Genomic DNA, 26,271 nt, shown 5'->3' with positions numbered 1-26,271 from the left:
CCATGCCGCCCTCCCCCGACGCACCCCACGCGTCCGACGACGCCCTGGACGTACTCCACCGCATCGACGACGGTGTCTCGTGGATCACGCTCAACCGCCCCGAGGCGATGAACGCCGTCACGTGGGACCAGCGCGAACGCGTCATCGCGCTGCTCGCCGAAGCCTCCGCCGACCCGGCGGTGCGGGCCGTCGTCCTCACCGCGACCGGCCGCGGCTTCTGCGCGGGCGCCGACCTGCGCTCCGGCCCGTCCGGCGGCGGCGACCGGGTCCCCGGCGACGTCGCCCGGACGATCCGGCTCGGCGCGCAGCGGCTGATCGCGGCGGTCCTCGACTGCGAGAAGCCGGTGATCGCCGCCGTCAACGGCACCGCGGCCGGCCTGGGCGCGCACCTCGCGTTCGCCTGCGATCTGGTCCTGGCCGCCGAGTCGGCGAGGTTCATCGAGGTCTTCGTACGCCGGGGCCTCGTGCCGGACGGCGGCGGCGCCTATCTGCTCCCCCGCCTGATCGGCCCGCACCGCGCCAAGGAACTGCTCTTCTTCGGCGACGCGCTCCCGGCGGCGGAGGCGGAACGCCTCGGCCTGGTCAACCGGGTGCTTCCGGACGCCGAACTGGCGGCCACGGCCCGGGAGTGGGCCCAGCGGCTGGCCGAAGGGCCGACGCGCGCCCTGGCCGGAACGAAGCAGCTGGTGAACGCCTCCCTGGACAGCGACCGGGCGACGGCGTTCGCCGCGGAGGCCATGGCCCAGGAGATCAACATGACGACCCACGACGCGAACGAGGGCGTGGCCGCCTTCGTGGAACGCCGCCCGCCGAAGTACCTGGGACGCTGACCGGCCCCGGGTCAGGACCGCTTGACCAGGACCCTGACGTCCCCCACGTCCGGGTCGCCGAACAGCGCGTACAACTCCGGGTGTTCGGTGGTGCCGCCGAGCTTCCACACGCCCAGGTCGCAGGCATCGGCCTCCCGGCCCTGGGCCTCGAACCCGACCGAGCCGCGGACGTCCCCGGAGTTCGGCGTGTACGTCCAGGCGCCCTCCCCGTCACAGCGCCCCTCCGGGCCCTCCCGGACGTCGTACGGTGCGGCCGGCATGGACAACGCCACGGTGTGCAGGACCCCAGGACGAACGCGGGGCGCGCGCTTCCGCGTGGTCGGCGCCCTTCCCAACTGACGCACCGTCAGTTTCAATGGAGGGGTGATGGGACACGCAGGCATGGCCGCCACCGCCGTCAGGTACCTCCGCTCCGTCGGCGCCGCCACGGTCGCAGGACCGGCGGCGCCCGTCGAACCGCTGCCCCGGCCCGACCTCAGAGCCGTGGGCGCGGACGAGCGACCGCCGGTCGAGGCGGCGGAATTCCGGCGGGTGCTGGGGCACTTCGCGAGCGGGGTCACGGTCGTCACGGCGCACGACCCCGACGATCCGGACGGCCCCGCCGGCTTCGCCTGCCAGTCGTTCGCGTCGCTCTCCCTCGACCCGCCGCTGATCACGTTCATGGTGGCCCGTACGTCGACGACCTGGCCGCGCATCGCCCGCGCCGGGGCCTTCTGCGTCAACATCCTGGGCGCGGACCAGGGCGCGCTGTGCCGGGGGTTCGCGGTGAGCGGGGCCGACAAGTTCGCCGGGGTGGCGTTCGAGCCCGCGCCCGCGACCGGATCACCGCTCCTGGACGCCGTACCCGCCTGGATCGACTGCCGTATCCACGCCGTCCACACGGGCGGCGACCATCTCATCGTCGTGGGACGGGTGGAGGCGCTCGGCGCGGCCGGGGCGGCCGCCGGTCCGCTGCTGTTCCACCAGGGGCGGTTCGGCGGCTTCAGGAGCTGACCGCCGCCTCCCGCCGCCGGATCACCAGCGCCATCAGGGCCGCTGTCGCGCACAGCGCCCCCGCCGCGTACCAGACCACGTCGTACGAGCCGAACGCGTCGCGGGCCACCCCGCCGAGGAAGGCCACCGCCGCCGCTCCGACCTGGTGCGAGGCCAGGACCCAGCCGAAGACGATCGCACTGTCCTCGCCGTACTGCTCGCGGCAGAGCGCCAGCGTCGGCGGCACCGTGGCGACCCAGTCCAGGCCGTAGAAGACGATGAAGAAGACCATCGGCGGGTGCACCGACGGAGCCATCAGCATCGGCAGGAACAGCAGCGAGACGCCGCGCAGCGCGTAGTAGACGGCGAGCAGACGGCGGGCGTCGAAGCGGTCGGTGAGCCAGCCGGAGAAGATCGTGCCGATGACGTCGAAGATCCCGATGACGGCCAGCAGGGAGGCCGCGGCGGTGATCGGCATGCCGTGATCGTGGGCCGAGGGCACGAAGTGCGTGCGGATCAGGCCGTTGGTGGACGCCCCGCAGATCGCGAACGTCCCCGCGAGCAGCCAGAACGGGCCGGTGCGCGCGGCGTCGAGGAGCACCCGTACGGTGCGGGCCGCCGCCCCGCGTGCCGGGACGGGCTTCTCGACGAACGCGCCGCCGTACGGGGCGAGGCCCACGTCGGCCGGATGGTCGCGCATCAGGAGCCAGACGAACGGGACGACCACCAGGGCGGCGAGGGCGACGGTCACCGAGGCGGGCCGCCAGCCGTGTTCGTCGACGATCCAGGCGCAGAGCGGCAGGAAGACCAGCTGGCCGGAGGCGCCGGCCGCGGTGAGGATGCCGGTGACCAGACCGCGCCTGGCCACGAACCAGCGGTTGGTGACCGTGGCGGAGAACGCCATCGCCATGGACCCGGTGCCCAGGCCGACCAGCAGCCCCCAATAGATCATCAGCTGCCAGGAGGCCGTCATCCAGACGGAGGCCAGGGCGCCCGCGGCGACCGCGCTCAGCGCCACCACGACCACCCGGCGGATGCCGAACCGGTCCATCAGCGCGGCGGCGAACGGGGCGGTGAGCCCGTACAGCGCCATGTCGATGGAGACCGCGAGGCCGATCTCCCCGCGCGACCAGCCGAACTCCGTGTGGAGCGGGTCGATCAGGAGACCGGGAAGGGAGTTGAAGGCCGCGCCGCCGATGATCGTCACGAACGTGACGGCGGCGACGATCCAGGCACGGTGGATACGCGGACGGGAGGACCGGCCGGGCTTCACCAGGGGGACCGCGGGGGCGGTGGGATCGGTTGTCTGGGTCACGTCACCCAGCATCGGGCCGGGGCCGGTGGACGTACGAGTGGCCCGGAGGACACGGTTCGCAGGGATCGGGCCACCGCCGTGGCCCGCACGGATGGCCGGTGCGTACGACCGGCTGCCGCATCAGTCACACCGCGGCGGCCCCGGCCGCACGGCGGCGCCCCGCCCACGCGTGCACGCACCCGGCGGCGAGCGCCCCGACCCCGTACCAGAGCAGGTCGGGGGCGTTGAAGGTCGAACCGAGCACCAGGCGGGCCGCCGTGCTCCTCGCCGACAGCTCCGCGGGCAGCCCCGTCAGCTGCGCGAACTCCACGGCCCAGCTGAAGGCGAGCGCCGTCCCCGCCGCCACCCGCGGCGAAACCCGGGGTGCGATCAGCACCACGAGTACGTGGATCAGGACCGTGTACAGCGCGTCCCCCGCGTACTTGGCCACGTCCCCGCCCGCCACCGCCCGGACACCCAGCCCGGCGGCGACGGTCAGCACCGCCGCCCCGGCCGCCACGAGCCGCACGCGCCCCACTCCGCTCATCGCCCCCACTCCCCTCATCCGATCCGTTCCAGCCGTCTGATCGGCCGCGCCCCCAACAGCACCGCCACCGCCAGCATGTTGATCACCGCGCCCGCCAGCAGCACCTCCTGCGCCCCCACCGCCTCGGCGACCGGCCCGGCCAGCGCGCGGCCCGCCGCGAGCATCAGGAGCGATCCCGCCACGTCGTAGGCGTGCAGCCGGTTCAGGGCCTCGGGCGGCACATGGGTCTGCACCGTCGTCGACCACATCACCAGCCAGAACGCGAACACCGCACCCGAGACGAACTGCCCGGCCCCGAGCGCGAGTACCGGCAGGTCGAATCCCAGCACCAGCAGGTTCAGCGCCACTCCCGACAGGGCGACCGCACCCGCCGCGAGCGGGTGGCGGGGCCGCAGCCGCAGGGCGAGCAGACCGCCGAGCACGCTGCCCGCGCCGTTCACCGCCATCATCACGCCGTACGTCCCCGAGCCGTGCCCCTCGGTGACCAGGACGGCGGTGAGCGGGAGCATCGGACCGAGGACCGTGAATCCGTACACCGTCCAGATCGCGATCACTCCCCAGAGCCACGAACGGGCCCGGAACTCCCGCCATCCGTCGACGAGTTCCGCGACGAACGTGCCGCGCTCCGCCTCGTCGGACGGGGCCGGGGCGAGCCGCAGCAGGAACAGGCAGGCGCCGGACACGGCGAACGTCGCCGCGTTCGCCGCGTAGACCGCCCCGGCACTCGCCAGCCCGACGAGCGCTCCCGCGAAGGCCGGGCCCGCCATCGTCATCAGCGCCTCCGCGACCCTCAGCACGGCGTTCGCGCGCTGCACGTCGGAGGCGACCCGGGGGACGGTCGAGGCGACGCCCGGCTGGAAGAGCGCGGCGCCGACCCCGGCCACGGAGCTCAGCGCGTACACCGCCCACAGCGGCGGATTGCCCGTCGCGAAGGTCACGGCGAGGACGGCCGCCCCGAACAGCCGCAACACATCGGCGATGATCATCATCCGGCGCGGGGTGAAGCGGTCCGCGAGCACACCGCCGAAGAGCACGAAGAACGCCAGCGGGCCCATCCAGGCCGCCAGCGCAAAGCCGACGGAGGACGCGGGGCGGCCCGCGCCCAGCAGACCGGCGGTGAGCGCGACGGGAATCATGCCGTCGCCGAACAGGGCGACGGTGCGGGCCGCGAAGAAGAGCCTGAAGTTGCGGTTCCAGAGCTCCCCGGTCCGCCCTGCCCCCTTCATCCCGGTCGGGGGCGGTTCGAGGTCACGTATCGCTTCGGGAATGCAGACGCTGTCTGCCGGCTTCTCCATCACAGCGGTGACATGTATCAGCTTATGGTCTATACCAGCTAGTAGCGAAGGGAGTCCGCCGTGCCGCACCGGATCGTCGTCCTGGCCCTCGACGGGCTGCTCCCGTTCGAACTCGGCATCCCCCAAAGGATATTCGGCCGGACCCTGCCCGCCGGACCGCACGGCGCCGGCCGGAAACTCTATGAAGTCGTGACCTGCTCCGTCCGCCCTCCCGGCACCGTCCGCACGGACGCGGACTTCACGATCACCGTCGAGCACGGCCCGGAAGCCCTCGCGAGCGCCGACACGGTGATCATCCCCGCTTCGTACGAACTCGGCCCCGTCCACGCGGAGGGCCGGCTCACCGAGGAACTCGCCGCCGCGTTCGCGTACATCAGGCCCGGCACCCGGATGGTCTCCATCTGCACCGGCGGTTACGTCCTCGCCGCCGCGGGCTATCTCGACGGCAGGCCCGCCACCACGCACTGGTCGGCGGCCGACCACTTCCAGAAGCTGTTCCCCCGGGTCCTGGTCGATCCCGACGTTCTCTTCATCGACGACGGGGACGTCCTCACCTCCGCCGGGGTCGCCGCCGGGATCGACCTCTGCCTGCACATCGTGCGCCGGGACCACGGCACCGCCGTGGCCAACGAGATCGCCCGCCGCACCGTCGTCCCTCCCCACCGGGACGGCGGACAGGCGCAGTACATCCAACGCCCCGTGCCGGAGCCGCAGTTCGCGACCACGACGGCCGCCCGCGCGTGGGCACTCGACCGCCTTGAGACGCCGATCCAGCTGCGCGACATGGCCCGGCAGGAGTCCATGAGCGTCCGGACGTTCACCCGCCGCTTCCGCGAGGAGGTCGGTGTCAGCCCCGGCCAGTGGCTGACCCTGCAACGGGTGGAGCGGGCCCGGCACCTCCTGGAGTCGACGGACCTGTCCATCGACCAGGTGGCCCGGGACGCCGGCTTCGGCACCCCGACCTCCCTGCGCCAGCACCTGCAGGCGACGCTGGGCGTGCCGCCGACGGTCTACCGCAGGACGTTCCGCTCGACGGCGGGCGAAAGACCCTAGGTCGTCCCAGGCGCCAGGGCCTGTCCTAGAACACCAGCACCCCGCGCGCCACCCGCCCGTGGTGCGCGTCGTCCGCCGCCTTGGCGAAGTCCTCCACCGGGTACGTCTCCGTCACCAGTTCGTCGAGCAGCAGCCGACCTTCGCGGTACAGGTCCGCGTAGAGCGCGATGTCGCGCTGCGGGCGCGAGGAGCCGTACCGGCAGCCCAGGATCGACTTGTCCAGGTACATGGACGAGACCTGGAACGACGCCTCGGCCGACGCCGCCGGGACCCCCAGCAGGATCGCCTGGCCGTGCCGGTCCAGGAGGTCGATCGCCTGGCGGATGAGCTCGGTCCGGCCCACGCACTCGAAGGCGTGGTCGGCACCGGTCGGCAGGACGTCGCGCACGCCCTCCGTCGAGGTCAGGAAGTGCGTCGCGCCGAACTGCCGGGCGACCGCCTCCTTCGCCGGGTTGGTGTCGACGGCGACGATCGTCGCCGCGCCCGCGATCCGGGCGCCCTGGATGACGTTGAGCCCGATCCCGCCGGTGCCGATCACGAGGACCGTCTCCCCCTGGCCGACCTTCGCCCGGTTGAGCACGGCCCCGACCCCGGTCAGCACCCCGCAGCCGATCAGGGCCGCGGAGGTCAGCGGCAGGCTCTCCGGGATCTTCACCGCCTGGACGGCGCGGACCAGCGTGCGTTCCGCGAAGGCCGAGTTGGAGGCGAACTGGAACAGCGGCTCCCCCGCACGGGAGAACGGCCGGCCCGGCATACCGATCGCCTTCCGGCACATCGTGGGCCTGCCCCGGTCGCACTGTGCGCACGCCCCGCAGTTGGCCAGGGTCGACAGCGCCACGTGATCGCCGGGCCCCACATGGGTGACTCCCGCGCCGACCGCCTCCACCACTCCCGCGCCCTCGTGCCCCAGGACCACCGGCACCGGGAACGGAATCGTCCCGTCGATCACCGAGAGGTCGCTGTGGCACAGCCCCGCGGCGGCGACGGCCACCAGCACCTCGCCGGGTTCCGGATCGCGTATCACCAGATCGTCGACGACCTCGGTCCGTGTGCCGTCGAAAACGACGCCCCTCATCCGGTCTCCCTCGGTAGGCCGAGCACCCGCTCGGCGATGATGTTCCGCTGGATCTCGTCCGAGCCGCCGTAGATGGTGTCGGCCCGGGTGAACAGGAACAGGCGCTGTACGTCGTCGAGTTCGTACGGCGAATCCGGCGACCAGGCGTGCGGGCCGACGGCTCCCGCGGCGCCCCTGATCTCCACGGCGAGTTCGCCGAGCCGCTGGTGCCAGCCGCCCCAGAGGAGCTTGGCGACGCTGGGCGCGCCGGGCCCGCCCGTGCCGCCGAGGGTGCGCAGCGCGTTCCAGCGCATGGTCTTCAGTTCGGCCCACTGGGCGACAAGGCGGGCGCGCAGGACCGGGTCGGTGACCGCGCCGCCGTCGACGGCGGCGCGCAGGACACGGTCCAGCTCGGCGGCGAAACCGATCTGCTGGACGAGGGTGGAGACGCCGCGCTCCAGGGCCAGCAGGCCCATCGCGACCGTCCAGCCGTTCCCCTCGCCGCCCACGGCCTCCACGGCCCGCGCCCCGTCGAAGAACACCTCGTTGAACTCGCTGGTCCCCGACATCTGCCGGATCGGCCGCACCTCGACCCGGCCCGGCTGGTCCATTTCCACCAGCAGGAACGACAGCCCGTGGTGGCGGGCCGAACCGGGCTCCGTGCGCGCGAGGACGAAGCACCAGTCGGCGTCCAGGGCGAGCGAGGTCCAGATCTTCTGGCCGGTGACGGTGTACCCGCCGTGCCGGGTGTCCCGTACCGCGGCCGTCCGGACCGCGGCCAGGTCCGATCCGGCGCCCGGCTCGCTGTACCCCTGGCACCAGAGCGCCTCGCCGCGGGCCACGGGGGGCAGGAAGCGCCGGCGCTGCTCCTCGGTGCCGTACGCGATCAGCGTGGGCGCGAGCAGGTTCTCGCCGATGTGGCCGACGCGGGCGGGGGCGTCGGCGCGGGCGTACTCCTCGGCCCAGACGACCTGCTGGGTCAGCCCGGCCCGCCGGTTGCCGTAGCCGGGCCCGCCGGTCTCCTCCCAGCCGAGCCCGATCCACCCGTCCCGCCCGAGCTCGCGCTCCCAGTCCCGGCCGGTGGCGCGGCCGGCTCCGGCGTGGGCGTCCAGCCAGGAGCGGGCCCGCGCCCGGAACGCGTCGTCCTCGGGACCGAAGCGGAAGTCCACGGTGCGCCTCCTTCTCGTCGTCCGGGTCAGGTGTTGGGACGGGCGCCCGCAGCCGCAGCCGCCGCCATCTCCTCCAGGCGCACCAGCATCGGCATCGGGTCCACCCCCACCGTCCCCGGCAGGAAGTCCGCGATCCGCTCCGGCGTCCACGCCCCCTCCGCGTATCCCGCGCGCAGCTCCCTCGGCTGGGCCCAGACCGCGATCTTCGGTCCTGCGACGGTGTACACCTGCCCGGTGATCCCCTCGGCGCGGGCCCGTTCGCTCAGCAGGTAGACGACGAGCGCGGCCACGTCCTCCGGCTCGCCGATCTCCTTGAGCTCCATGGGGACGTTGGCGGACATCCGGGTGCGTGCGACCGGGGCGACCGCGTTCGCCGTGACCCCGTACTTGTGCAGGCCGAGCGCCGCGCTCCGTACCAGCGAGATGATCCCGCCCTTCGCCGCGCTGTAGTTGGCCTGCGCGACGCTGCCCTGGTGGTTGCCGCTGGTGAAGCCGATCAGCGTGCCGCCGCCCTCCTGCTTCCGCATCACCGCGGACGCGGCACGGAAGACCGTGAACGTGCCCTTGAGGTGCGTGGCGACCACCGGGTCCCACTCCTCCTCGGACATGTTGAACAGCATCCGTTCCCGCAGGATGCCCGCCACGCACACGACGCCGTCGATGCGCCCGTACCGCGCGAGTGCGGTGTCCACGATCCGCTGCCCGCCGGCCATCGTGGAGATGTCGTCGGCGACCGCGACGGCCTCCCCGCCCGCCGCCTCGATCTCCTCGACGACGGATTCGGCGATCTCCGAGGTCGGTTCGCCGCCCTCGACGGAGACGCCGTAGTCGTTGACGACGACCCTCGCCCCATCGGCGGCGGCCGCGCGTGCGACCGCCCGCCCGATGCCGCGCCCGGCGCCCGTGACGGCGACCACCTTGCCTGCCAAGAAGTTCCCCATGCCCGGCCCCTTCCCGCGGTTTCTGACGGACCGTTAGATTTTACGGGTAGTCCGATGCCCCGGCACAAGCCCCAGGAGGCCCCCATGTCCTTGCCGGCCGAGTTCCACGCCATCGCGAAGCGGGTCAACAACTGGGGCCGCTGGGGCGCCGACGACGAGATCGGGACGCTCAACCTGATCACCGCCGACGTCGTACGGGAGGCCGCGGCCACCGTTCGCACGGGCCGCCGGATTCCGCTCGCGCTCCCGCTCCAGCAGGACGGCGTGCAGAGCGGAATGATCCCGGGGCGGGTCAACCCGCTCCACACGATGGTCCAGATCAACCAGGAGCTCTTCGGCCCGGGAACCGTCGCCACCAGCGACGACGCCGTGACCATGGGCCTCCAGGCGGCCACCCACTGGGACGCGCTCACCCACGCCTCGCACGGCGGGAAGATCTACAACGGCCGGCCGGCCGACACGGTCACCGCGCACGGCGGCGCGCAGTTCAGCTCGATCGCCTCCGCGCCGCCGCTCGTCTCGCGCGGGGTTCTGCTGGACGTGGCCCGCGCCCACGGCGTCGACCGGCTGCCGGGCGACCACGCCGTGACACCCGAGGACCTGGACGCGGCGGAGGAGTTCGCGGGCGTCCGGGTCGGGGCCGGTGACATCGTCCTCGTACGGACGGGGCAGATCCAGGTCTATCTGGCGGGCGACAAGCACGCGTACGCCTATCCGTCACCCGGCCTCTCGGTGCGCACGCCCGAGTGGTTCCACGCGCGGGACGTGGCCGCGGTCGCCAACGACACCCTGACCTTCGAGATCTTCCCGCCGGAGATCGAGAATCTGTGGCTGCCGGTGCACGCCCTCGACCTCGTCGAGATGGGCATGCTCCAAGGCCAGAACTGGAATCTCGAAACGCTGTCCACAGCCTGTGCGGAGGACCGGCGCTACGCGTTCCTGCTCTGCGCGATGCCCGAGCCGTTCACCGGCGCCACCGGCACTCCCGTCGCGCCGGTCGCGGTCCTCTGAACGCCGAACAGCGCTCCCTGGACCACCACGGGCCCCGCCGGAACCACCGCCGCCGGGGTCGTCAGCGGTCCGCCGCTGTCGACCTCGCACCAGATCTGCTTCCCGGCGCCTTCCGGCTGCCAGCCCCAGCGGTCCGCGAGGCCGTCCACCAGCTCCAGGCCGCGCCCGTTGGTGTCGTCACCCTCGGCGTGCCGCGGCTGCGGCGGACAGCCGCTGGCGTCCGCGACCTCGACCCTGACCGTCCCGACCGCTCCGGCCGAGCCGAACAGCATCCGCAGGACAGCCGGACAGCCGGTGTGGACGACCGCGTTGGTGACCAGCTCGGAGATCAGCAGAATGAGCGTCTCCGCGAGTGGCTCGTCGTCTCCTATTCCGGACCCGACCAGCCTCGACCGCGCCCATCTGCGGGCTCGTCCCACTTCCGCGGGATCCGGCCCGACCTCCAGCTGAACCTGAAGCACCTGCACCGCTCACACCATCCGAACCGGCGGACACATCGCCTCGCGCCTCCTCAGGGTCACGGAACGTGATTCCCTTGCGAGACAGCATGGTTGACGTACAGTCACCGCAACAAGCGCTTCGGGCATATTCCAGCGCGAAGGAGTACGCGTGCTGCATACTGTGCGACGCGCATTGCGGGGAGTCGAACAGGAGCGGACCGGCACCGCGGGAATCGCTTCCCGGCCAGGCCCGGCACAGCTCCTCGGACCGCGAGCAGGGCACCGCACCCGAACCGGAGTCGCCGCACAGGCAACACCCGGATCGTCCGGTTCCAGAACCACTCGCATCCAACGGAGCGTACCCGAGCGGGGCGCCGACTCCGGCCGGTGACGAATCACGCAAAGGACACAACCCGGTATCGACGCAGACCGGCTGCACTGTGTGACAGCCGGGCCCGGAGCCCGGTCATGAGCCCCCGGAGCCGTCAGGCCCGCCGTCCGCGCGGTCCGCAGCGCCCAGACCGGCCGCCAGAGCCTCTTCCGCTTCCGCCGCCGTCAGCCACCTTCCGGAGCGCAGCCAGGCCCGCTTCAGATGCAGGTGGACGTCTGCCTCCCAGGTGAAGCCCATGCCCCCATGGACCTGGAGGCAGTCCCGGGCATTGCGCACGGCGGCCTCGTCGGCCAGGAGCTTGGCGCCCGCGGCCTCGGCCGGGTCCCCGGTCACGGCCGCCGCGTACACGGCCGCGCGGGCCAGTTCGGCACGGACCAGCATCTCGGCGCAGAGGTGCTTGACCGCCTGGAAGGAACCGATCGCTGCGCCGAACTGTTCACGTCCACGGGCGTGTTGAACCGCCATTTCCGTGGTCCGCGCGGCGCTGCCGAGCTGTTCGGCCGCGGTGAGCAGGGCGCCCTCGCGGCGCAGGGAGTGCGGGGACAGGGACGGCAGCGGCTCCGTACCGGCGACGGGCCCGGCCGGCCGGTGCAGTGGCGTGAGCGGATCGAGGGACCGCACCGGCACCGCCGCGCGCACGGTGTCCCGCAAGGGCTCCCCCGCCCTCAGGCGGACCCCGTCCCCGAGCACCAGCAGCCCGTCCGCGTCCCCCAGGTCCGCCACCGGCCCGTTCCCGTCCGCGACCGTGACCACGGCACGGCCCTCCGCCGCACCCTTCACCGCCCCGGCGGCCAGATGCGTGGCGACGAGGGGGCCCGGGAGCAGCACCCGCCCCGCCTCCTCGAACAGCAGTACGGATTCGGGCAGCCCGAGCCCCACCCCGCCCTCGGCCTCCGGCAGCCGCAGCGCGAAGAACCCGGCCGCGCCGAGCTCCGCCCAGAGACCCCGGTCGACACCCTCCCCGCTCTCCGCCGCCGCCCGCATCCGCTCGCGGCCGAACCGGCCGGTGAGCAGCTCCCGCATGCCCGAGCGCAGGGCCCGCTGGTCCTCCGACAACGAGAAGTCCACAGTCGATCAGCGCCCCTTCGGCAGGCCGAGTATCCGCTCGGCGACGATGTTCCGCTGGATCTGCGAGGTGCCCGCGGCGATCGTGTACGAGAGGGAGGAGAGCCGGTCGAGCACCCACTCCCGGTCCAGGTCGGACGCGTCGGCGCCGAGGACCTCGGCCGCCGCCTCGTACAGCTCCTGGCGCGCCTGCGAGTAGCGCAGCTTGAAGACGGAGCCCCCGGTGCCCGGCACGCCCCCGCTGCGCTGCGCCTCGCTGACGTTCCACTGGGTGAGCCGCCACAGGGCGCCGAACTCCGCGTTCAGCCTGCCGAGCCTCCGGCGCAGCACGGGGTCGTCCCACCGCCCCGTCGCGCGGGCGTCGGCGGCCAGGGCCGCCAGGGTGCGCCGGCAGGCGACGACCTCGCCGACGAACGCCGTACCGCGCTCGAAGGAGAGGGTGACCATGGTGACCCGCCAGCCGTCGTTCTCCTCGCCGACGCGGTGGGAGACCGGCACCCGGACCTCGTCGAGGAACATCTCGGCGAACTCCGTGGACCCGGCGAGCGTCCGCAGCGGGCGGACGGTGACACCGGGGGCGTCCATGGGCATCGCGAGCCAGCTGATCCCCCGGTGCTTCGGCGCCTCCGGGTCCGTACGCACCAGCAGCTCGCACCAGTCGGCGACCTCCGCGTGCGAGGTCCAGATCTTCTGGCCGCTGACGACGTAGTGGTCGCCGTCGCGCACGGCGCGGGTCCGCAGCGCGGCCAGGTCGGAGCCCGCTTCGGGCTCGGAGAAGCCCTGGCACCAGATCTCCTCGCCGCGCAGGACCGGCGGCAGCCAGCGGGAGCGCTGCGCGGCGGTCCCCTCGGCGGCGACGGTGGGCCCCGCGTGCAGCAGCCCGACGAAGTTCGCCCCGACATAGGGGGCACCCGCCTTCTCCGTCTCCTCCAGGAAGATCAGCTGCCTGGTCGGCGTCGCCCCCTGCCCGCCCGCGTCGACCGGCCAGTGCAGGCCCGCGTACCCGGCGTCGTACAGCATCCGCTGCCAGGTGGTGTCGTACGCCCGCCGCCCCGGCCAGTCGTCGGGCGAGGGCTTCGGGGGCAGCCCGGGGAGCGCCCCGGCGAGCCAGGTGCGCAGCCGTGCCCGGAACTCCTGCTCCTCCTCGCTGTACGACAGATCGGTCACCGGTCCAGGTCCAGACCCAGCATGCGGATGGCGTTTCCGCGCATCAGTTTGTAGATGGTCTCGTCGTCCAGTCCCTTGACGTGGTCGAGCGCGACCTCCTTGGTGTGCGGGAAGGTCGAGTCGACGTGCGGGTAGTCGGTCTCGAAGGTGGCGTTGTCGCGCCCGACGACGTCGAGGGACGCCACTCCGTGCTTGTCCCGGAAGAAGCAGCAGAAGATCTGCCGGTAGTAGTACGTGGAGGGCGGCTCGGGGATCAGGTCGCGCACCCCGCCCCAGGCGCGGTGCTCCTCCCACACGTCGTCGGCGCGTTCGAGCGCGTACGGGATCCAGCCCATCTGGCCCTCGCTGTAGGCGAGCTTCAGCGTCGGGAACTTCACCAGCACCCCGCTGAACAGGAAGTCCATCATCGAGGCCATCGCGTTGTTGAAGGAGAGCGCGGCCTGCACGGCGGGCGGGGCGTCGGGGGACGCGGCGGGCATCTGCGAGCTGGACCCGATGTGCATGTTCACGACCGTCCCGGTCTCCTGGCAGACCGCGAAGAACGGGTCCCAGTAGCCGCTGTGGATCGACGGCAGCCCCAGGTGCGTGGGGATCTCGGAGAAGGTCACCGCCCGCACCCCGCGTGCGGCGTTGCGCCTGATCTCCGCCACCGCCAGACCGATGTCCCAGAGCGGGATGATGCAGAGCGGGATCAGCCGGCCGCCGCTGTCGCCGCACCACTCCTCCACCATCCAGTCGTTGTAGGCGCGCACGCAGGCGAGGGCGACCTCCTTGTCGTGCGCCTCGGCGAAGGTCTGGCCGCAGAAGCGCGGGAAGGTCGGGAAGCAGAGGCTCGCCTCGACGTGGTTGAGGTCCATGTCCTTGAGCCGTTCGGCCGGGTCCCAGCAGCCGCGGCGCATCTCGGCCCGGGTGATGCCCTCCAGCGTCATGTCGTCCCGGTCGAAGCCGACCGCCGCGATGTTGCGCTTGTACGGGAACTTGAGGTCCTCGTAGATCCACCAGTCGGTGGGCGGCCCGTCCGGGTCCATCGTGATGACGTACTTGCCTCCCGTGTACGCCAGCTCACCGATGCCCGCGGTGAGCGGCTGCGGCCCGCGCTCGCGGTACTTGGCCGGCAGCCAGGTCGAGAAGAGGTGCGGCGGCTCGATCACATGGTCGTCGACGCTGACGATCCGAGGCAGTTCCGTCATGGTGTTCCCTTCGGCGCACTCGGCACGTATCTGATGGTGCGTCAGATTCAGTTGCGGCTCTCAGGCTAGCCCCGCACCCCTGGACCGACAAGGCGCGGAGTCCTACGCTCTCCGCACTATCTGACTAATCGTCAGCTACGAGGGGACCGTCGTGACCGATACCGCACACGCCCTGGGCGCATCCCGCACCTTCTGGGAACTCGTCGAACGCCGGGCAGCCATGAGCCCGGACCGCCCCGTGCTCCTCCAGGACGACCGCACCCTGACCTTCGGCGAGCTGCGCGAGCGGTGCGAACGCGTCGCGGCCGGCCTGCACGGGCTGGGGGTCCGGCCCGGCAGCGTCGTCGCCTGGCAGCTGCCGACCCGGATCGAGACGGTGCTGCTCTCCTTCGCGCTCACCCGCATCGGAGCCGTACAGACCCCGGTGATCCCCTTCTACCGGGACCGCGAGGTGGGGTTCGCGCTGCGCGAGTCGAAGGCGGAGTTCTTCGCCGTACCGGGCACCTGGCGCGGCTTCGACCACACCGCGATGGCGCACCGGCTGGCGGCGGAAACGGACCGTCCGCCGCTGATCTTCGACGCATACGCGTCACTGCCGGACGGCGATCCCGCCGTACTGCCGCCCCCGCCCGCGGAGGGCACGGCGCCGCGCTGGATCTACTGGACCTCGGGCACGACCTCCGACCCCAAGGGGGTGCTGCACACCGACCGCAGCCTCCTCGCGGGCGGCTCCTGCCTGGCCCACGCACTGCGGCTGACGGCGGACGACGTCGGCTCGGTCGCGTTCCCGTTCGCCCACATCGGCGGACCCGACTACGCCGTGATGCTGCTGCTGTACGGCTTCCCCGCCGTGCTCTTCGAGCAGTTCGCCCTGCCCGCCGCCCTGGCGGACTACCGGCGCCACGGCGTGACGGTGGCCGGCGGCTCGACCGCCTTCTACTCGATGTTCCTCACCGAGCAGCGCAAGGCCCCGGACCGCCCGCTCGTCCCCAGCCTGCGCCTGCTCGCGGGCGGCGGGGCGCCGAAGCCGCCGGAGCTGTACCACGCGGTCGTACGGGAGATGGGGGTGCAGCTGACCCACGGCTACGGCATGACCGAGGTCCCCATGATCACCATGGGTGCCCCGGACGACACGGCGGAGAACCTCGCCACGACGGAGGGCCGGCCGCCCGCCGGCATGGAGATACGGATCACGGACCAGGAGGGCAAGCCCCTGCCGCACGGCACGGACGGCGAGGTACGGCTGCGGGGCGAGGCCGTCTGCCAGGGCTATCTGAATCCCGGGGCCGCCGCCCCGGTCTTCGACTCCGAGGGTTTCCTCGTCACCGGTGACATCGGTCATCTCCAGGAGAGCGGGCATCTGACGCTGACCGGAAGGATCAAGGACGTCATCATCCGCAAGGGCGAGAACATCTCCGCCAAGGAGATCGAGGACCTGCTGCACGCCCACCCCGGGGTGGGCGACGCGGCGGTGATCGGCCTGCCGGACCCGGAGCGCGGGGAACGCGTCTGCGCGGTCGTCGAGCAGCCCGCCGGGGCCGCGCCCCTGACCCTGGCGGAGATCACCGGCCATCTGCGCGCTCAGGGCCTGTCGGTGCACAAGCTGCCGGAGCAGCTGGAGGTGCTGGAGGCGTTGCCGCGCAACGAGGCCCTGCGCAAGGTGCTCAAGTACAAGCTGCGCGAACGGTTCGCCCGGGAGCCCTTCCGGCCCGCAGCCTCCGGTGGGACCGACGGGGCCGTACGGACCCCGTCCGGTCCCCCGCCTGTCACGCGTCCGGCAGGATCACCGTGAAGTACGCGGCGAAGGCGGCGACCGCCTCGGCCTCCGCCACCCGCCCGTCCCGGTCGGTGTCCAGCTGCTGCGCGGCGAGGCTCGCGGTCTCCGCGTCGGCGCCCAGCACCCGCAGCGCCCGCTCGACGGCCGCCAGCGAGGCCGCGCCGTCGTTCCCGCTGTCCGCGACGGCGATCGCCGCTCTCAGGAAGGGGCGGGCGATCTCCGCGAAACGCTCGGGGTTGTCACGCAGCCGCTTGACCGCCCCGCCGACGAACTCCTCACGGGTGACCCGCTGGTCCCCGTCCACGTCCGCGATACCCGCCATGCCCTGCCAGAACGCCTCGGCCCCGGTGTAGAGCGACTGCCCCTTGTCGCAACGGGCCGTCGTACCGAACTCCTTGAGCAGCCGGGCGGCGGCGGCGTTGAAATCGGCGCGATCGATGTAGCCGTTGCCGTCCTGGTCGAAGGCGGCGAAACGGTGTGCGATCTTGCGCTCGTACTCTGCGCTGTCCATGCGGGGAGCGTACGACGCCCACAGGCGTCACGTGTCACTAACGCACACTGCCGGTGTTACAACATGGTCTTGGTCACGCCGAGAGCGGATGGGCTTCGTCCACTACGGCCGAGGCCGCGTCGGGGTAGACCTCGAAGAGCCTGCGTACTCCCAGGGCCCCGAGCACCTTGTTGACGTGGGACCCGTCCTCGGCGCCGCGGGCCGGAAGGACGAGCCGCAGCCGGCCTCCGCAGGACTTCATCAGGCGGCGGGAGGCGATCAGCACCCCGACCCCGCTGGAATCGCAGAAGAACACTCCGGTGAGATCGAGCACGACGTCGTGCTGCCCCTCGGCCACCGCCTCGTGGACGGACTGGCGTACGACGGGTGAGCTCACGAGATCGAGTTCGCCGCGTATGCGCAGCACGGTCCACTCACCCTGCTCGGTTTCGTCCACCTTCAGCGTCACGCGACTGGACCTCTCGTTCAGGGAGCCCAACGATCCGGAAGTTTCCGTTCCTTAATCGCGGCTGCCCATCTGAACCACCACGAAACACCGAGCCCGCATAGTTTCCCTATCACCCGTGGCCGTCCCGGGGGCGTACTTGGCTTACTTGGTGCAAAGGCGGGCCCCGGACGATGAGCGCGACTACATTCGAGGGGACGAGGGGTACAGGGCTGGGGGACTCATGGCAAAGGACGCACCACCCCGCTGGGACCGCAGGATGCAGCAGCGGCTGGCGCGCGGCGAGGCGGCTGCCCTCGGCGAGCTCTACGACCGTTTCGCCTCGCTCGTCCACAGCCAGGCCCACCGGATGCTCGACGACGAGGACGCCGCGGACCTCGTGACCCGCGAGGTCTTCGGCTACGTCTGGGAGAACCCGGACGCGTACGACCCGAAGCAGGGCTCGATGCGGTCCTGGGTGGCCCGGCTCACCCACCGCCAGTCCGTGCAGCGGCTGCGCGACGCGGAGGCATCCCCGTACGGGCCCGCCGAGGGCGACGAGGACGGGACGGCGGGTCCGGAGGACCTGGAGGAACGGGTCCGCAGGGCGACGGCGGCGGCCCGCGCCGACTACATCGTGGCGTCCATGCCCGCACCCCTGCGCGCCGCTCTGGAACTCGCGTACATCCAGCGCCGGGACTACCGCCAGACCGCCGCCGATCTCGGAGTCACCGAGGACGAGGCCCGGCGGCGGCTGCGACTCGGCCTCCAGCTGCTCTCCACCGCGAACGCCCGCCCGCTGGAAGGCTTCTCCCCGCCCGGATACGGGCGGTCCCTGTGACCGGCCACGAAGGCGACGGCGACGGCCGCGAGGACGAGGAGCGCACCGAGGAGGTGCGGGGCGCCCGGCGCATACCCGGCCCCCGGGCCGCCGCGGACGACTTCGACCTCGAATCCGTACCCGCCCCGCAGCCCGCCGCACCCACCTCCCCTCCCGAAGAGCACACACCAGCTCGGACACCGGAACCGGAATCAGCCGTGGCACCACCATCCGCCCCGGCCCTCACCCACAAGGTCCTCAAGGCCCTGCTGGGCGCCTGGGCCCTGGCCGCCTGCTCCGCCGAGGAGACCGCCGCCGTCGAGGAGCACCTCACCGGGTGCGCCCCCTGCGCGGACGAGGCCCTGCGGCTGCGCGACGCGGTGGGTCTGCTGCACACGGACCGCAGTCTGGACCTCGACCCGCTGCTCCGCACCCGGGTCATCGAAGGCTGCCTGGGCCGCCGCCCGGCCAAGATCCCGGTGCCCGTCTGGGCCGCACCGTACGACGCGGAGACCGCCCGGCTCGACGCCCTCCTCAGCGACATCGGGGACTCGGAGTGGCACGCGCCGGTCCGGCTGAGGTGGTTCGAGGGCGAGCGCGCCGTGAACCGCAAGACGACGGTCGCCGGAGTGATAGGGCATCTGATGACCGTCGACGGTCTCGTCTCCACGGCCCTCGGCCTGGACGACCCGCTCGGCGACGACGGTGGAGGGCTCCGGTCGCCGGCCGAGCGGACCGAAACATACTGGGCAGCCGCTTACCGGCCGCTCACCCGGAGCGTCCGCGAGCCGTGGCGCGACCAGAGCCACACACTCATCCGGACCGTGTCCTTCGCCGGCCGCGGGGTCGCGGAGCTCTCCGTCCCGTACGGCGACTTCGCCCTCCCGCTCCAGGACTCCCTGCTCGACCGGGCCTTCGAGTGCTGGGTGCACGGCGGCGACATCGCGGCGGCGGTGGACTATCCGTACGAGGCCCCGTCCCCGGCCCATCTCCACCGGATGATCGACCTGGCCGCCCGGATGCTGCCGGCCGCTCTCGCCGAGCGGCGCCGCGCGGGCCTGGCGGGACCGGCCCGCCATCTCGTCACGGCCGGTTCCCCGGGCCGCTCGCTCCATCTGGAGGTCGAGGGCCTCGGCGGCGGCGACTGGTACATCGCGCTGGACTCCCCGGCCGCGGTCGGTTCCCCCGACCACACGGTCGCGCAGGTGGCGCTCGACGGCGTGGAGTTCTGCCAGCTCGTCGCCGGCCACATCTCACCGGTGGAAGCGGCGGCGGGCCAGGAGGGGGACCGCGAGGCGATCCGCGACGTGCTCTTCGCCGCGGCGGCGCTGAGCCGCCTGTAGCGGCCGAACGACGGCAGTTCGACGACAGGCCCTAGGCGAAGACCACCGTGCGCCGGCCGTTCAGCAGGATGCGCCGCTCCGCGTGCCACTTCACCGCGCGCGCCAGCGCCTGGCACTCCACGTCGCGGCCCACGGCGACCAGCTGGTCCGGCGTGACGCCGTGAGCGACCCGCTCGACCTCCTGCTCGATGATCGGCCCCTCGTCGAGGTCGGCCGTCACGTAGTGCGCGGTCGCGCCGATCAGCTTCACCCCGCGCGCATGCGCCTGGTGGTACGGCTTCGCGCCCTTGAAGCTCGGCAGGAAGGAGTGGTGGATGTTGATGATCCGGCCGCTGAGCTGCTTGCAGAGATCGTCCGAGAGCACCTGCATGTAGCGGGCCAGGACGACCAGCTCGACGCCCTCCTCGCGGACCAGCTCCAGCAGCTGCGCCTCCGCGTCCGCCTTGGTGTCCCGGGTCACCGGGATGTGCCGGAAGGGCACGCCGTACGAGGCGACGAGCTCGGCGAAGTCCTGGTGGTTGGAGACGACGGCCGCGATCTCGACCGGCAGCGCCCCGCTGCTGGAGCGGAACAGCAGGTCGTTGAGGCAGTGCCCGTACTTGCTGACCATGAGGACGATCCGCATCCGGTCCGAGGAGCGGTGGATCTGCCAGTCCATCCGGAACGCCTCGCCGATCGCGGCGAAACTGGCGCGCAGCTTCTCCGCCGTGACCGTGACGTCCGCCGTGAAGTGGACCCGCATGAAGAACAGACCGGTGTCGTGGTCCCCGAACTGCTGGCTGTCCTCGATGTTGCAGCCGGTCATGAAGAGATAGCTCGACACGGCGTGCACGATGCCCTTTTTGTCAGGGCAGGAGAGCGTGAGGATGTACTGCTCGGACTCGGCGTCCGAGGCAGTGGCGAGGGCGGAGTCGGCAGGCTGCGGCGCGGTCATGCCCGTAGGGTGCCACACCCGCCCGCTCTCAGGCCGATCTGGTCATGATGCGGAGCACGTCCAGCGAACGAGGCGGAGTGTCCGGGTCCTCGCCGTCGTTCGTGGCGAGCATCACATGGGCGTCGTGGGCCGCGCGTACGGCCTCCGGCCAGCCGTGGTGCTCCAGATAGGCGGAGACGGGGGCGTCGGCGCCGACCTGGTGCATGATCCGCAGCACCCGGAGCGCGGCGACGTCCACGAGGGCGGCCTCGCCGGAGTCGCGGAAGATCGTGCCGACGTACTTCTCGGCGGACCAGTTGTCGAGCCAGGTGTCCTCGACCAGGCGGTACACGGCGTCGGTGACGTCCCCGTACCCTTCCCGGCCGGCCAGCCAGCACTCGCGGTGGAAGACGGGGTCGGAGAGCATGTGCAGCGCCGAGCGCACGTTGCTGCGCCAGCGCCACCATGGCATGTCATTGAGCGGCATGCCGCCCATGGTGGAGGAGCGACGGCCGCGACGGGAAGTGTTCTCCGAACCTTGCTGCACGGTTGTCGATCGTACGTTCCCTTTCCCCGTGTGCGTACGGCCCCCCGTAATTCACCTGGACGTCACCGAGCGTTGCCCCGAGCACACTGCGGCGTTACCCCGGAGCCGGAAATGTTCATGCCCATGACCGGACGGCGACGCCTCACCCCACTCCGCCCCTTCCGACTCCTCACCGTCACGGCCGCGGCCGTGGCCCTGCTCACCTCCGGCTGCGGTGTGATTCCGGGGACCTCGGGCGGCTCCGCGGAGACCGTGACCGTGATGACCTGGGCACCCGACCACGCCGCGGACGGCTCCACCCAGAAGATGGCGGGCGTCTCGGCCATGGCGACGACGTACGCCCGCTGGGTCAACGAACAGGGCGGCATCGACGGTCACGAACTGCGCGTGATCACCTGCGACGAGGGCGACACCCTCCTCGGCGCGGGCAAGTGCGCCCGCGAGGCGGTCAAGCAGGACGCGGCGGCGGTGGTCGGCTCGTACAGCCGGCACGGACAGGCGTTCATGGCCCCGCTGGAGGCCGCCGGAATCCCGTACATCGGCGGCTACGGGGCCTCCACCGAGGAGTTCACGAGCTACAACTCCTACCCGGTCAACGGCGGCCAGTCGGCGCTCCTGGCGGGCAACGGCAAGCAGCTGGCGGCCGGTTGCGAGCGGGTCTCCCTCGTACGTCCCGACTCGATCGGCGGCGACGTCATGCCCCCGCTCCTCAACACCAGCCTCGCGGAGTCCCGTCGGCCCAGGTCCGTCGACATCCTGGCGCCGGAGGAGGCCACTTCGTACGACGCGCAGGCCGCCCAGGCGCTGGAGAAGGCGGGCGACGGCTGTGTGACGGCGGTGCTCGGAGACCGTACGGAAACGTTCTTCGACTCCTTCCGCCGGCTCGAACCGGAAGGCAGCCGGGTACGGGTCTCGTCCGTCCTCGGCAGCGTCGGCCAGCCGCTCATCGACCGCACGGGCGGACGGAACAGCCCGTTCGAGGGGGCGTACGTCACCGGCTGGTACCCGGAACCGAGCGATTCCCGCTGGGCCGAGATGCGCAAGGTGATCCGCCAGTACGCGTTCGCCGACAACCGGGTCGACCCGGAGGACACCGGCGTGCAGACCACCTGGATCGCCTACACGGTGCTCAAGGCGGTCATCGAGGAGATAGACGAGCCGCGGATCACGGCCGGCAAGGTCTCGGCCAGCCTCAACCAGGGCACCCAGGTGGACACCGGCGGGCTCACCCCGGTGCTGCGCTGGCGCTTCAAGGACATGCTCGGCACCTCGGCGTACCCGCGCATCGTCAACGGCCAGGTGACGTTCCAGGTGGTCCGCGACGGTCGCCTCGTCGCCGAGCGGAAGGGCTTCGTGGACGTCTCCGAGACCCTGTCGGGCGCCCGCAACGGCTGACCGACGCGGCACCCGCGCGAACGGCCCGGCCCCGGATGTCCGGGGCCGGGCCGTTCGCGCACGCGCGTCAGAGCTCCTGCGGGGTGCGCTTCGTCAGTCCGTACTTCGTCGCGACGGAGTTCCACAGTCCGGACGCCTGCCGCTTGGCCGTGGTGGCCTCGCCGCTCCGTACGGTGGCCTGCGCCGTCTCGTTGGTCGACCTGGCGTGGCCGCCCTTGCAGATCTTCTTGTTGTTCTTGGCCTGCACGGCCCAGGCGGCGTAGTGGTCGTCGGCCGAGGCGGACGCCTGCCAGGCCCTCGTCAGCGAGGACGACAGCTCGGCGTGCTGCGGCAGCTTGTCGATGGTGAGGTCCTTGAGCCGGGTCACCAGGTCGCGGCGCTGCTGGGCCGCTCCCTTCAGATCGCTCGTGGCCTGGTCCAGCGCCTGGCACGACTTGATCTTCTCGACCGCGCTGATCACGGCCGCCCGGCTGTTGTTGCTGTCGGCGAGCAGCTTGTCGAGCGCCTGTGCCTGCGGCTCGGCGGGATCGGCCGCCGGCTCCGCGCTGGGCTGCTCGGCGGCCGAACTCTGCGAGGCCACCGGCTTCTTGTCGTCCGGCTTGTCGTCGCCGCTGCTCATGAGGGCGCCCGCCCCGAGTCCGATGACGGCGCAGCCGATGACGACCGCGGCGATCAGCGGGACGTGCGCGGGCCTCTTGCGCCGGGGTTCGTAGTCCTGGTCGGGCTCCTGCATGCCCTGCGTGCCCTGCAGTCCCTGCAGGCCGGACTGGTAGCCCTGCGGGCTGTGCGGCGGCTGGTGCTGCTGGTGCTGCGGCGGCTGGTGCTGCTGTTGGCGCGCCTGCTGCGAGGGATCGAAGCGGGGCATCTGCTGCGTAGCGCCCGCGGGCGCCTCGCTGCGGAACAGGTTGTCGAACTCGGCGGGCGGCTGCCGCTCACCGGGGGTCCCGGGCCTGATCCCGTACGGGGCGCCACCGGGCACCGGGGGTATGTACTGGGTCGCGTCGGCGTCGCCGGGCGCCGCCTGCCCCAGGAACTGGGTGGACTCGGCGGGACGCTCGGGCGGCAGCCCGCCGGGACCGGAGCCACCGGGCACGGGCGCGATGAACTGCGTGGCGTCCGCGTCGCCGCCCGCCCCCGGCGGGAGACCGGGCACGGCCTCCGGCGGCAGCGGCTGCGCATACGGCTGGGGCTGCGACGGGTAGCCGCCGGGCTGGGCCTGGTACTGGCCCTGCTGCGGCTCGTACGGCCCCGGCTGCTGGTACTGGCTCTGCTGCTGGTACTCCCCCGGCTGGGAGGGATACGCCCCCTGCTGGGGCTGCGCCGCGCCGTTCCCGTACGGACCGGGCGCGCCCGCGTACGGCTGTGCGGGCGGCAGCTGCCCGGCGTGGCCGGCCGGCGGCAGCTGCGCGGGGGCCGGGGCGTCCGGGTGCGGCCCGCCGTCCTGGGGGCCCCAGGGCGATCCCCACGGCTGCCCTCCCGCGGGTGCGGCCTGGCCGGCCGGCCCTGCTGCGGGCGGACCCACGGTCCAGGGGGTACCGCCCTCCGCGGGCAGCACGACACCTTCGTGCGCGGGCCGTACAGCAGGGGACTGCTGTTCGTCACCCTGTCCGCTCTGCGTCACCGGGACTCCTACGTGTAAACCTACGGAATCGTCGGCTCACGCTATCGGGTGGTTGCCGCACTCCGCCAAGCGCGTGATGCCGCTCACCACCCCTTCACATGGCAGCAGGCATCGCGCTGTCCCGGTTCGCCCTGGCGGACGGCCCTCCGCACCCCGCCTCTCAGGCCGCCTGGAGTTCGAGCCGGGCACCGAATTCACGGACCGCGGGCTCGTCCCCGTACGGCACGAGCCGCTGCTGGAGGTCATCGAGATACTCCGCACCCCGGCTGGACCGCACCGTCGCCAGCAGCTCCACCGCCCGGTTCCCCGTGTGGCACGCCTGCTCCACCTCTCTCATCTGCACCTGCGCGCTCGCCAGCAGCACCAGGCCGATGCCCCTGCGCCGGGCCTTGCTCTCCGGCAACGCGGCCAGGGCCTCCGTCGACCGGCGGGCCGCCGCCTCGCCCTGCCCCAGATCGCGGTGGCAGTGCGCCAGCTCGTCCGCGAGATAGCCCGCGTCGAAGTGGGCGATCCACGGCGGGTCGTCACCGGTGTCCGCGTCCGCGTGCTCCAGCGCCGTCAGCGCCCGGCCCGCCGCCGCCTGGCAGGTACGGACGTCGCCCAGCAGGGCGTGCCCGCGCGCCTCCGCCGCGTGGAACATCGCCTCCGCCCGCGGAGTCACCCGCCCCCGCGCACCCTCCTGCGCCGCCCGCGCGAGCTGCGCGATCTCTCTCGGGTTGCCGAGCTGCGCGGCGAGATGACTCATCGAGGCGGCCAGCACATAACCGCCGTAGGCCCGGTCGCCCGCCGCCTGGGCCAGCCGCAGGGCCTGGATGTAGTACCGCTGGGCGAGCCCCGGCTGACCGGTGTCGACCGCCATGTACCCGGCGAGTTCGGTGAGCCGCGCCACCGCGCCGAACAGCTCCCGGCCGACCGATTCGCGGTACGCCCCCGAAAGCAGCCCGGACACCACGCTGTTGAGGTAGTGGACCAGGACGGGCCGCACGTGTCCGCTGCCGAACCGGTGGTCGAGGTCGACGAGCGCGGTCGTCATCGCCCGTACCGCCTCCACGTCGGGCATACCCACGCGGGCGCCCGCGGCCCGTGCCACCTGGGGGTCGGCGCCGGTGATCAGCCAGTCGCGGCTGGGTTCGACCAGCGCGGAGGCGGCCACCGCGGACCCGGAGAGCAGATCGCGCCGCCCCACGTCGCTGCGCCACAGCTCGCAGACCTGCTCGATCGCGCCGAGCACGGTCGGTGCGAACTGCAGGCCGACACCCGAGGCGAGGTTCTTGCCGTTGGCCATGCCGATCTCGTCGATCGTGACCGTACGGCCGAGCTTGCGGCCGAGCGCCTCGGCGATGATTCCCGGTGCCCTGCCGCGTGGTTGCTGTCCCCGCAGCCACCGGGCGACGGACGTCTTGTCGTAGCGGAGATCGAGACCGCGCTCGGCTCCGACCATGTTGACGCGGCGGGCGAGGCCCGCGTTGGAGCAGGCGGCTTCCTGAATGAGTGTCTGGAGCCGCTCGTTCGGCTGGCGGGCGACGAGAGGTCTGGCTGCCATGTTTCCCCCTGAGACCGCAGTGATCGGTGAAGGGATCACTGCCCGGCACATATACAAGAAATGCGCACATTCATCGGTATTCGGTACGAGCCGTCACGGATGCTCGGCACAGGTCGTCGCACAGTCCTGTATGTGGCTACCCGCACATCGATGCGCCGCCGCACGCGCGCCCCCGTCCATGCCTCGATGCGCCCCATATGCAGGATCGATGCACCGTGACCGCGTTCGCCGCGCCCGTAACCCCAGGTGGCGGCGGGAGTTGTGCTGTTCGTGGAAGAGCCCATCGGAGTCACGGAAACCGCCCAGGTCCCCCAACAGCGAGGTGAGCAGCTGCTCGACGCCGCGGTGCGTTATGCGGAAGAGCGGCACTGGGACGTGTTCCCGGGCACCTGGCTCGAAGCCGTCGAGGGGGTCGAACGCTGCTCGTGCGGGGACGCCGGCTGCGTCTCGGCCGGAGCCCACCCCACCCGGCCGGACTGGGCGGGCCAGGCGACCGGCAGTGCGGCGGCGGCCCGCCGGATGTGGTCCAAACAGCCGACGTCCTCGATCCTGCTGCCGACCGGGCGGACCTTCGACGCGATCGACGTCCCGGAGTCCGCGGGCTTCCTGGCCCTGGCCCGGATGGAGCGGATGTCCCTGACGCTCGGACCCGTCACCTGCACCCCCGACCGCAGGATGCTCTTCTTCGTCCTGCCCGGCGCCGCCGCGAAGGCCGCCGACCTCGTACGGAACCTCGGGTGGAACGCCGATGCCATCGACCTGGTGAGCCGCGGAGACGGTCATTACGTGGCCGGTCCGCCGACCCGGGTCGGCGGCCGGGGCGCGGTGCAGTGGGCCCGGCGCCCCACCCCCGCCAACCGGTGGCTGCCGGACGCGGAGGAGCTGATCAGCCCCCTCGCCTACGCCTGTGCACGGGAGGCGGCCGACGCCAAGGCGCGCCTTTCGTAGGGTGGTCCCC

Annotated in this window: 26 protein-coding genes; 9 read left to right on the top strand and 17 right to left on the bottom strand. The window is 72.3% G+C overall.

Annotation, left to right across the window (positions count from 1 at the left end):
* The first annotated feature begins 2 nt into the window (after positions 1-2).
* Complete coding sequence (locus OG230_RS20680; protein WP_328905210.1) at positions 3-830, top strand: enoyl-CoA hydratase/isomerase family protein; 828 nt, start codon at positions 3-5, stop codon at positions 828-830.
* Between the two features lie 11 nt (positions 831-841).
* Here OG230_RS20680 and OG230_RS20675 read toward each other — a convergent pair whose 3' ends face one another.
* Positions 842-1,090, bottom strand: a complete 249-nt coding sequence (locus OG230_RS20675; RefSeq protein WP_328905209.1) for a hypothetical protein — start codon at positions 1,088-1,090, stop codon at positions 842-844.
* Positions 1,091-1,211: 121 nt separating this feature from the next.
* On the opposite strand from OG230_RS20675, the gene OG230_RS20670 reads away from it, so the two are divergent.
* Positions 1,212-1,823 carry a flavin reductase family protein gene (locus tag OG230_RS20670; RefSeq protein WP_328911470.1) on the top strand — a complete coding sequence of 204 codons (612 nt, stop codon included), beginning with the start codon at positions 1,212-1,214 and terminating at the stop codon, positions 1,821-1,823.
* Here OG230_RS20670 and OG230_RS20665 read toward each other — a convergent pair.
* The 3 genes from OG230_RS20665 to OG230_RS20655 form a co-directional block, all read right to left on the bottom strand.
* Complete coding sequence (locus OG230_RS20665) at positions 1,813-3,129, bottom strand: MFS transporter (RefSeq protein ID WP_443051345.1); 1,317 nt, start codon at positions 3,127-3,129, stop codon at positions 1,813-1,815. The two genes, OG230_RS20670 and OG230_RS20665, sit on opposite strands and share 11 nt — an antisense overlap.
* Positions 3,130-3,241: 112 nt before the next feature.
* On the bottom strand, positions 3,242-3,643 hold the full coding sequence (locus tag OG230_RS20660) for a ribosomal maturation YjgA family protein (RefSeq protein ID WP_328905208.1): 402 nt from the start codon (positions 3,641-3,643) through the stop codon (positions 3,242-3,244).
* Positions 3,644-3,657: 14 nt separating this feature from the next.
* On the bottom strand, positions 3,658-4,938 hold the full coding sequence (locus tag OG230_RS20655) for an MFS transporter (RefSeq protein ID WP_328905207.1): 1,281 nt from the start codon (positions 4,936-4,938) through the stop codon (positions 3,658-3,660).
* 60 nt (positions 4,939-4,998) lie between these two features.
* On the opposite strand from OG230_RS20655, the gene OG230_RS20650 reads away from it, so the two are divergent.
* Positions 4,999-5,991: a GlxA family transcriptional regulator gene (locus tag OG230_RS20650; RefSeq protein WP_328905206.1), complete on the top strand. Its 993-nt coding sequence runs from the start codon at positions 4,999-5,001 to the stop codon at positions 5,989-5,991.
* Positions 5,992-6,016: 25 nt separating this feature from the next.
* Here the strand turns inward: OG230_RS20650 and OG230_RS20645 are convergent, their stop codons facing one another.
* The 3 genes from OG230_RS20645 to OG230_RS20635 are packed head-to-tail and all read right to left on the bottom strand — an operon-like array spanning position 6,017 to position 9,155.
* On the bottom strand, positions 6,017-7,066 hold the full coding sequence (locus OG230_RS20645) for a Zn-dependent alcohol dehydrogenase (protein WP_328905205.1): 1,050 nt from the start codon (positions 7,064-7,066) through the stop codon (positions 6,017-6,019).
* Positions 7,063-8,214, bottom strand: coding sequence for an acyl-CoA dehydrogenase family protein (locus OG230_RS20640; RefSeq protein WP_328905204.1), 1,152 nt, complete (start codon positions 8,212-8,214; stop codon positions 7,063-7,065). The genes OG230_RS20645 and OG230_RS20640 overlap by 4 nt, the downstream gene beginning before the upstream one ends.
* A gap of 26 nt (positions 8,215-8,240) precedes the next feature.
* The gene (locus OG230_RS20635; RefSeq protein WP_328905203.1) at positions 8,241-9,155 is read right to left on the bottom strand and encodes an SDR family oxidoreductase; all 915 of its coding nucleotides are present in this window, start codon (positions 9,153-9,155) and stop codon (positions 8,241-8,243) included.
* An 84-nt stretch (positions 9,156-9,239) separates the two neighbouring features.
* Here OG230_RS20635 and OG230_RS20630 point away from each other — a divergent pair, with 84 nt between their 5' ends.
* Positions 9,240-10,166, top strand: a complete 927-nt coding sequence (locus OG230_RS20630) for a cyclase family protein (protein ID WP_328905202.1) — start codon at positions 9,240-9,242, stop codon at positions 10,164-10,166.
* On the opposite strand, the gene OG230_RS20625 is transcribed toward OG230_RS20630, so the two are convergent.
* From OG230_RS20625 to OG230_RS20610, 4 genes are all read right to left on the bottom strand, one after another.
* On the bottom strand, positions 10,085-10,633 hold the full coding sequence (locus tag OG230_RS20625; RefSeq protein WP_328905201.1) for an ATP-binding protein: 549 nt from the start codon (positions 10,631-10,633) through the stop codon (positions 10,085-10,087). The two genes, OG230_RS20630 and OG230_RS20625, sit on opposite strands and share 82 nt — an antisense overlap.
* A 439-nt stretch (positions 10,634-11,072) precedes the next feature.
* Positions 11,073-12,065: an acyl-CoA dehydrogenase family protein gene (locus OG230_RS20620; protein WP_328905200.1), complete on the bottom strand. Its 993-nt coding sequence runs from the start codon at positions 12,063-12,065 to the stop codon at positions 11,073-11,075.
* Between the two features lie 6 nt (positions 12,066-12,071).
* Positions 12,072-13,229, bottom strand: a complete 1,158-nt coding sequence (locus OG230_RS20615) for an acyl-CoA dehydrogenase (protein WP_328905199.1) — start codon at positions 13,227-13,229, stop codon at positions 12,072-12,074.
* Positions 13,226-14,419: an amidohydrolase family protein gene (locus OG230_RS20610; RefSeq protein WP_328905198.1), complete on the bottom strand. Its 1,194-nt coding sequence runs from the start codon at positions 14,417-14,419 to the stop codon at positions 13,226-13,228. The genes OG230_RS20615 and OG230_RS20610 overlap by 4 nt, the downstream gene beginning before the upstream one ends.
* A 151-nt stretch (positions 14,420-14,570) precedes the next feature.
* On the opposite strand from OG230_RS20610, the gene OG230_RS20605 reads away from it, so the two are divergent.
* The gene (locus tag OG230_RS20605) at positions 14,571-16,211 is read left to right on the top strand and encodes a class I adenylate-forming enzyme family protein (RefSeq protein WP_328905197.1); all 1,641 of its coding nucleotides are present in this window, start codon (positions 14,571-14,573) and stop codon (positions 16,209-16,211) included.
* Here the strand turns inward: OG230_RS20605 and OG230_RS20600 are convergent.
* Both OG230_RS20600 and OG230_RS20595 read right to left on the bottom strand, forming a co-directional pair.
* Positions 16,186-16,707, bottom strand: a complete 522-nt coding sequence (locus OG230_RS20600; protein WP_328905196.1) for an EF-hand domain-containing protein — start codon at positions 16,705-16,707, stop codon at positions 16,186-16,188. The genes OG230_RS20605 and OG230_RS20600 overlap by 26 nt on opposite strands.
* A 73-nt stretch (positions 16,708-16,780) precedes the next feature.
* Positions 16,781-17,155 (bottom strand): STAS domain-containing protein, encoded by a 375-nt coding sequence (locus OG230_RS20595; RefSeq protein ID WP_328905195.1) that lies wholly within the window; start codon positions 17,153-17,155, stop codon positions 16,781-16,783.
* Positions 17,156-17,375: 220 nt separating this feature from the next.
* Between OG230_RS20595 and OG230_RS20590 the strand changes: the two genes are divergently transcribed.
* Together OG230_RS20590 and OG230_RS20585 are read left to right on the top strand one after the other, a co-directional pair.
* Positions 17,376-17,972, top strand: a complete 597-nt coding sequence (locus OG230_RS20590; RefSeq protein WP_328905194.1) for an RNA polymerase sigma factor — start codon at positions 17,376-17,378, stop codon at positions 17,970-17,972.
* A complete protein-coding gene (locus OG230_RS20585; protein WP_328905193.1) occupies positions 17,969-19,294 on the top strand; it encodes a zf-HC2 domain-containing protein in 1,326 nt (441 codons plus the stop codon). The genes OG230_RS20590 and OG230_RS20585 overlap by 4 nt, the downstream gene beginning before the upstream one ends.
* 31 nt (positions 19,295-19,325) lie before the next feature.
* Here the strand turns inward: OG230_RS20585 and purU are convergent, their stop codons facing one another.
* Positions 19,326-20,228, bottom strand: a complete 903-nt coding sequence (gene purU, locus OG230_RS20580) for a formyltetrahydrofolate deformylase (RefSeq protein ID WP_328905192.1) — start codon at positions 20,226-20,228, stop codon at positions 19,326-19,328.
* A gap of 28 nt (positions 20,229-20,256) precedes the next feature.
* Complete coding sequence (locus tag OG230_RS20575) at positions 20,257-20,703, bottom strand: SCO4402 family protein (protein WP_328911468.1); 447 nt, start codon at positions 20,701-20,703, stop codon at positions 20,257-20,259.
* A 174-nt stretch (positions 20,704-20,877) separates the two neighbouring features.
* Between OG230_RS20575 and OG230_RS20570 the strand changes: the two genes are divergently transcribed.
* A complete protein-coding gene (locus OG230_RS20570; RefSeq protein ID WP_328905191.1) occupies positions 20,878-22,149 on the top strand; it encodes an ABC transporter substrate-binding protein in 1,272 nt (423 codons plus the stop codon).
* A gap of 67 nt (positions 22,150-22,216) precedes the next feature.
* On the opposite strand, the gene OG230_RS20565 is transcribed toward OG230_RS20570, so the two are convergent.
* Complete coding sequence (locus OG230_RS20565; RefSeq protein ID WP_328905190.1) at positions 22,217-23,770, bottom strand: hypothetical protein; 1,554 nt, start codon at positions 23,768-23,770, stop codon at positions 22,217-22,219.
* 160 nt (positions 23,771-23,930) lie between these two features.
* Positions 23,931-25,313: a transcriptional regulator gene (locus tag OG230_RS20560; protein ID WP_328905189.1), complete on the bottom strand. Its 1,383-nt coding sequence runs from the start codon at positions 25,311-25,313 to the stop codon at positions 23,931-23,933.
* 261 nt (positions 25,314-25,574) lie between these two features.
* Between OG230_RS20560 and OG230_RS20555 the strand changes: the two genes are divergently transcribed.
* A complete protein-coding gene (locus tag OG230_RS20555) occupies positions 25,575-26,261 on the top strand; it encodes a bifunctional DNA primase/polymerase (protein ID WP_328905188.1) in 687 nt (228 codons plus the stop codon).
* Positions 26,262-26,271 lie beyond the last annotated feature (10 nt).

It is taken from the genome of Streptomyces sp. NBC_00234 (assembly GCF_036195325.1).
In the GTDB taxonomy this organism is placed as follows: domain Bacteria; phylum Actinomycetota; class Actinomycetes; order Streptomycetales; family Streptomycetaceae; genus Streptomyces.
The sequence above is the reverse complement of the archived record's forward strand: the minus strand, read 5'-3'. Positions and strand labels throughout refer to the sequence as shown.